Source organism: Autumnicola musiva (assembly GCF_031846585.1).
Classification (GTDB): Bacteria; Bacteroidota; Bacteroidia; order Flavobacteriales; family Flavobacteriaceae; genus Autumnicola; species Autumnicola musiva.
Genome location: NZ_JAVRHK010000040.1, coordinates 1 through 5,207 on the forward strand (window position 1 = coordinate 1; position 5,207 = coordinate 5,207).

Below are 5,207 nucleotides of genomic sequence, written 5' to 3' on the forward strand. Positions count from 1 at the left end.
AGAGTAGTTAACGGTTCGAATACCAAGAGGTTTAATTAGGTGGTTAAAGTCCAACTTTCTGTACTTAATACCAATTTCTATATTTATTAATTGGATATTCCGGTGATGCTCCGGAATAATTTTTCCAGCCAGCTACATTTATTTTCTATGGGGTAAGCATCCGCCAGAACGACAGATACCTAAAAGGTAATCTTCAGAGGGGTCAGCTTAGTCCTGAATATCCATATTCCAAATAAAATAGTATTTTTAAAAATTCATTAAAGTAAAAATTAAGCGTACTAATCTGTTTTCAAAATACCACAACTGACGAATATAAGAAGGCGATGCAAGCCATTAAAAAAATCATTAACTACATTGAAAATGGATTATTCAGAAACAAATAGACTATCTCGATTAACTGCCATTCTAATCCAATTTCAAACTAAACATATTCTTACTGCATTTGAATTATCCAAAAAGTTTCAAGTTAGTAAAAGAACCATTTATCGAGATATAAAATCATTAGAACAAGCAGGTGTTCCAATAATTACAGAAGAAGGAAAAGGTTACACATTAATGGATGGTTATAAAGTTCCACCAGTAATGTTTACAGAAAGTCAAGCAAACGCTCTAGTTCTGGCAGAACAACTGGTCTTAAAAAACAAAGACTCTTCATTCATTAAAGATTACTCAGAAGCTATTGAAAAAATTAAAGCTGTACTTAGACAAAGTGAAAAAGACAAAGCTAATTTACTTACCGATAGAACACGATATAATCAAAATATTAATTTAGAAAGAAATAGTAATAACCTATCTCAATTACAGTTTGCACTTACTAACTACGTTCTCGTTAATATTGAATATACAAACGAGTCCTACAAAACTACCCGTAGAATTATTGAGCCTTTTGCCTTATTAAGCACAGAAAACTGGCTAATGGTTGCTTGGTGCAGGTTAAGAGATGAGTTTCGATATTTTCGTCTCGATAGAATCAACAAAATGGAAATTCTTTCAGAAAATTTCAAACCGCATAAAATGACTCTACAAGATTTTTTTGATAGATATCACTAAATACTTTTTACCCTTGCCATAAGGTTGTCTCAACCCCATTTTACATTTGTTCTTTAATTAAAAACAAATAAACAAATGGAAAAAAAATCAATTGACCCTTGGGCTTGGGGGGTAAACACAAATTCAGCACAAGCAGTAGAAGTAAAAAATGTCAAAGGAACACTTTACTGTTCTGGCCAGGTAGCCATAAATGAAAATGGTGCCCCTAGCAATTCAGATATGCGTTCTCAGCTTATCCAAACAATTTCTAATTTAGAAAAACTTATAAATGAAGCAGATTACGAGTGTAAAAATATAGTTAGACTAAATGTTTACACGACCTCAACACAAGACTTCTTTGCAACTTGCATGGATGTATATGTTCCATTCCTTCAAAAATATGAAATTCAACAAGCTACAACCTTACTTGAAGTCAAAGGACTTTTTGCAACATTAACAATAGAATTGGAAGCAACAGTTGTAAGATAAATTAGCAAATTTTCTGATGAAGAAAAAGAAAAAAATTAGTGATTCATAAAAATACAGAAACATTTTGTCCCTCAAGTCAAACAGATTGGAGAAACTGGTTAATAGAAAATCATATTTCTAAACAATCTGTTTGGCTTGTTTTTTATAAGAAAAACTTCAAAAACCCAACTTTATTCTGGAGTGAGGCAGTAGATGAAGCTTTATGTTTTGGATGGATAGACAGTGTTAAAAAAACTATTGATGATATAGGATATAAACAATTATTCAGCAAACGAAAAGCTCAAAGCACTTGGTCTAAAATAAATAAAGAGAAAGTCGATTATTTAATTGAACAAGGTTTGATGAGAGAAGCAGGACTAAAAAGTATAAGAATTGCAGAACAAAACGGTTACTGGACAATTTTAGATAAGGTTGAGAAACTAATTATTCCAAGAGATTTAGATAGAGCATTCAAAACAAAAGGTAATTCAAAAGACTTTTTTTTGAGTTTGAGTAAATCTAAAAGAAAAGCCTTATTACAATGGATTGTACTTGCCAAACTAAATGAAACAAGAGAAAAAAGAATTAGCAAAATCGCTGAACTGGCAAGTAATAATGAGGTGCCAAAACAATTTAGATAAACGATGGCTTACAATAGATGAACGTTAGTGTAGCCAGTATGATACAACATATAGGCAGTGGTGGCTAAACCAGTTCTTTGAGATAGTTCTTAATGCAAATATTCCTTAATTCACCCATTTAAATATAAAAATTTACATTATTAAAATAATAACATCATTAAAGGAGATTATAACATTCATTTTAATAATAACTTTAAATCCAATAGCAATGTCACAAGAAGCAAGACCTTTCGTAGGCGAAAAAGACCCACATGTTTTTAAAGAAGTACGTTCATTTTTAGAAACACTTAATTCAGGAGACGGAAAACCAATGGAGCAAATGACTCCAGAAGAAGCACGCCAAGTATTAGTTGGCGCCCAAAAATCTGTTGAAGTAGATTATTCCGGTATAGAGGAAACCGAACAACAGATTTCACAAAATGGTTATGATGTTAATCTACACATCACTAAACCGAAAAATGCGATAAAAGGCTTACCAGTATTTATCTTTATTCACGGCGGTGGTTGGGTTCTTGGCGATTATCCGACTCATAGAAGGCTCGTTCGAGATCTTGTTGTGGAAAGTGGTGCCGTTGCGGTATTTCCTGACTATACGCCTTCACCAGAAGCAAAATACCCTACCGCAATCAATGAAATTTATGCAGCTACACAATGGGTTTCCGAAAATGGAGAAAATATAGGAGTTGATGGCAATAACCTAGCAGTAGTTGGAAATAGTGTTGGTGGAAATATGGCAGCAGTAATTGCTTTAATGGCTAAGGAAAATAACGGACCGAAATTAAAACTACAAGTTTTGTTATGGCCAGTAACTGATGCTAATCTTGAAACCGAATCCTATAATTTATTTGCCGAAGGACGCTTTCTTACAAAAAATATGATGAAATGGTTTTGGGATAACTACCTACCAGATACTACAAAAAGAAATGAAAATTATGCATCACCACTGCAGGCCAGTTTAGAAGAATTAAATGGATTGCCACCGGCTTTAGTGCAAACTGCAGAAAATGATGTCTTGCGTGACGAAGGTGAAGCATATGCTAGAAAACTGAATGAAGCAGGTGTAAAAGTAACTTTAACAAGATATGGTGGATTAATACATGATTACGGTCTTTTAAATCCTATTGCCGATATCACAGCAATTCAAGTTGCTCTTTTACAAGCCGCAGTTATCATCAAAGAGAGTCTTAGGTAAATTTCTTAGGCTTAAATTTTTATATAAAGTACTAAAATTAGGCAGTTTTAGTACTTTATATTTTACTACCAAGAGTCTTTTAGATAAGTGTAATATTCTATTTAGATAGTTTTACTAACAAATTACTCAATTCATCAGGAACTAATAGCATGGCATCATGACCTGTATTTAGTTCAAAATAACTCCAAGATGGATTATTTTTTGCTTCTTTACTCATTTTTTTTAAAATAGGAAGCCAAGGATTTGTACATGCAATATAAATAAGAGGCAAACCATTTCCATATTCATTTTCAAGGGATAACTCTTGAGCAAAAGTATTAAAAGGCTGAGGTGTAAGGCGTTCTGTTACCCATTTTGCCTGTAAACTATCTGTCACTCCAAATAACGCTACAGGAAATGGAGGAATATTTTGTTTTTTCCTTACTAGTTTTTCTTGTGAAATTCTAGCTTCTTTTGGTTGTAAAGAAAGTGGGCTTTCTCCATCATGTACAAGCATTGCATCAAGAAAAATCAGTTTACTTAATCGATTAGGGATCCTGTCCGCCACACCCGCAATTACTGTTCCTGAATAACTATGCCCTACTAGGATAACATTATATAAATCTTCCATTTCTATTAAATTAACAATATCAGAAATATGCGTTTCTAAGGTGATGTTTTCAGTTGCAATATTTTTATGCTCGCCTAATCCACTTAATGATGGTGTATACACATTAAAATCATTTTCCCTTAGTTCTTGGCTTACCATTTGCCAACTCCATCCACCATGCCACGCACCGTGAACTAAAACGTATGTTGGTTTTTCTAATTCATTTTGAGCAAAAATATTTTGCTGTCCTGTAAATATTAGGAATATTACAGTAATAAAGATTTTTCTTGATAAACGCATAGTTTTTTTATTTTTATGCAAAATTAAAGTTTAAAGAAAAATAACGCAATAACTAACCCCAAAATGAGCTTAATAATAACGTATACAATACTTTAAAAAGATGGCTACCGAGATAAAAGAATCCTCTACCAATGTAGAAAATTTACAAATACTGGCGAAAGCATGTGATGTAAACATAATTTTGGGAAACATCGGTTTACGTTGGAAAATGCAAATTTTGTATTGCATTGCTAATGAGGCGCATCAATTTAGTACTATTAAAAAAGTTTTCCCCACCATTTCAGATCAAATTCTAGGAAAAAGAGTGAGTGAGCTTTATAAAGAAAAATTAATCATTAAAATCGAAGTACCAGATACAGTTCCTCAGCAAATTAAATATGAAGTAACAGAAAAAGGAAACGAACTTTTAATGATTATTTTAAATTTAAATAGTTGGGGTGAAAAGTGGAAATGATTTCTGAATTTATGCAAAGAAATATGTCCGTGCTTATAATAATCCGAGGAAAAATGAGCGTTAAAAGTTAGTTCATCCTTTAAAATTTTTAAACTTCAGCAGAAGCTAAAGACTCCATATTGACATTTAGTAAGTAACTTCTATCAAATTAGATGAAGAAAGTTTAAATTAAAAATCGATGTTTGACCTCGGGCTTTATATTCCAACATTGCTCTCCTTCGATCCAGTGACCAAGACGGTATCGTTTAATATGCCGGAGCTTTATGCGATGGAATATTTTGAGCAAATACCATATTCTCTTGAACCTCATATCCTGGGATCTGAGGCTATTATTTATTACTACGGGGAAGACGACACCTATCTTTCAAAGGTTTTAAAACTTAATGAAGATTATATTGCTGCCGGATCCCTTCGAGTATGAAAGCCTTGGTGCCATTCAGGAAAAAGCCTTGAAAGTACTGGAAGGATTTATGCTAAATCCCAAAACTGAATTACTAGATCTTTTTGATCAAAATGAAGAAGAATAGTCATTAA

General features: G+C 32.7%; 8 protein-coding genes. 7 read left to right on the forward strand and 1 reads right to left on the reverse strand.

All coding sequences use genetic code 11. The features are described 5' to 3' along the window. The first annotated feature begins 360 nt into the window (after positions 1-360). The 4 genes from RM539_RS19505 to RM539_RS19520 all read left to right on the forward strand — a co-directional run bounded on the left by RM539_RS19505 (position 361) and on the right by RM539_RS19520 (position 3,330). Positions 361-1,050 carry a helix-turn-helix transcriptional regulator gene (locus RM539_RS19505; protein WP_311505096.1) on the forward strand — a complete coding sequence of 230 codons (690 nt, stop codon included), beginning with the start codon at positions 361-363 and terminating at the stop codon, positions 1,048-1,050. 75 nt (positions 1,051-1,125) lie between these two features. Further along, positions 1,126-1,518 carry a RidA family protein gene (locus tag RM539_RS19510; RefSeq protein WP_311505097.1) on the forward strand — a complete coding sequence of 131 codons (393 nt, stop codon included), beginning with the start codon at positions 1,126-1,128 and terminating at the stop codon, positions 1,516-1,518. A 38-nt stretch (positions 1,519-1,556) separates the two neighbouring features. Further along, on the forward strand, positions 1,557-2,138 hold the full coding sequence (locus RM539_RS19515; protein ID WP_311505098.1) for a YdeI/OmpD-associated family protein: 582 nt from the start codon (positions 1,557-1,559) through the stop codon (positions 2,136-2,138). 208 nt (positions 2,139-2,346) lie between these two features. Next, positions 2,347-3,330 carry an alpha/beta hydrolase gene (locus tag RM539_RS19520; protein ID WP_311505099.1) on the forward strand — a complete coding sequence of 328 codons (984 nt, stop codon included), beginning with the start codon at positions 2,347-2,349 and terminating at the stop codon, positions 3,328-3,330. A gap of 97 nt (positions 3,331-3,427) precedes the next feature. On the opposite strand, the gene RM539_RS19525 is transcribed toward RM539_RS19520, so the two are convergent. Beyond that, positions 3,428-4,219 (reverse strand): alpha/beta hydrolase, encoded by a 792-nt coding sequence (locus tag RM539_RS19525; RefSeq protein WP_311505100.1) that lies wholly within the window; start codon positions 4,217-4,219, stop codon positions 3,428-3,430. 100 nt (positions 4,220-4,319) lie between these two features. Between RM539_RS19525 and RM539_RS19530 the strand changes: the two genes are divergently transcribed. The 3 genes from RM539_RS19530 to RM539_RS19540 all read left to right on the forward strand — a co-directional run bounded on the left by RM539_RS19530 (position 4,320) and on the right by RM539_RS19540 (position 5,200). Continuing rightward, the gene (locus tag RM539_RS19530) at positions 4,320-4,673 is read left to right on the forward strand and encodes a winged helix-turn-helix transcriptional regulator (protein ID WP_311505101.1); all 354 of its coding nucleotides are present in this window, start codon (positions 4,320-4,322) and stop codon (positions 4,671-4,673) included. 178 nt (positions 4,674-4,851) lie between these two features. Then, positions 4,852-5,094: a hypothetical protein gene (locus tag RM539_RS19535; protein ID WP_311505102.1), complete on the forward strand. Its 243-nt coding sequence runs from the start codon at positions 4,852-4,854 to the stop codon at positions 5,092-5,094. Then, a complete protein-coding gene (locus RM539_RS19540; RefSeq protein ID WP_311505103.1) occupies positions 5,057-5,200 on the forward strand; it encodes a hypothetical protein in 144 nt (47 codons plus the stop codon). The genes RM539_RS19535 and RM539_RS19540 overlap by 38 nt, the downstream gene beginning before the upstream one ends. Positions 5,201-5,207: the final 7 nt, after the last annotated feature.

Excerpts from the sequence above, each read along its gene's own strand:
- RM539_RS19505 (WP_311505096.1), top strand. The coding sequence starts at position 361 with ATGGATTATTCAGAAACAAATAGACTATCTCGATTAACTGCCATTCTA.
- RM539_RS19510 (WP_311505097.1), top strand. The coding sequence starts at position 1,126 with ATGGAAAAAAAATCAATTGACCCTTGGGCTTGGGGGGTAAACACAAAT.
- RM539_RS19520 (WP_311505099.1), top strand. The coding sequence starts at position 2,347 with ATGTCACAAGAAGCAAGACCTTTCGTAGGCGAAAAAGACCCACATGTT.
- RM539_RS19525 (WP_311505100.1), bottom strand. The coding sequence starts at position 4,219 with ATGCGTTTATCAAGAAAAATCTTTATTACTGTAATATTCCTAATATTT.
- RM539_RS19530 (WP_311505101.1), top strand. The coding sequence starts at position 4,320 with ATGGCTACCGAGATAAAAGAATCCTCTACCAATGTAGAAAATTTACAA.
- RM539_RS19535 (WP_311505102.1), top strand. The coding sequence starts at position 4,852 with ATGTTTGACCTCGGGCTTTATATTCCAACATTGCTCTCCTTCGATCCA.
- RM539_RS19540 (WP_311505103.1), top strand. The coding sequence starts at position 5,057 with ATGAAGATTATATTGCTGCCGGATCCCTTCGAGTATGAAAGCCTTGGT.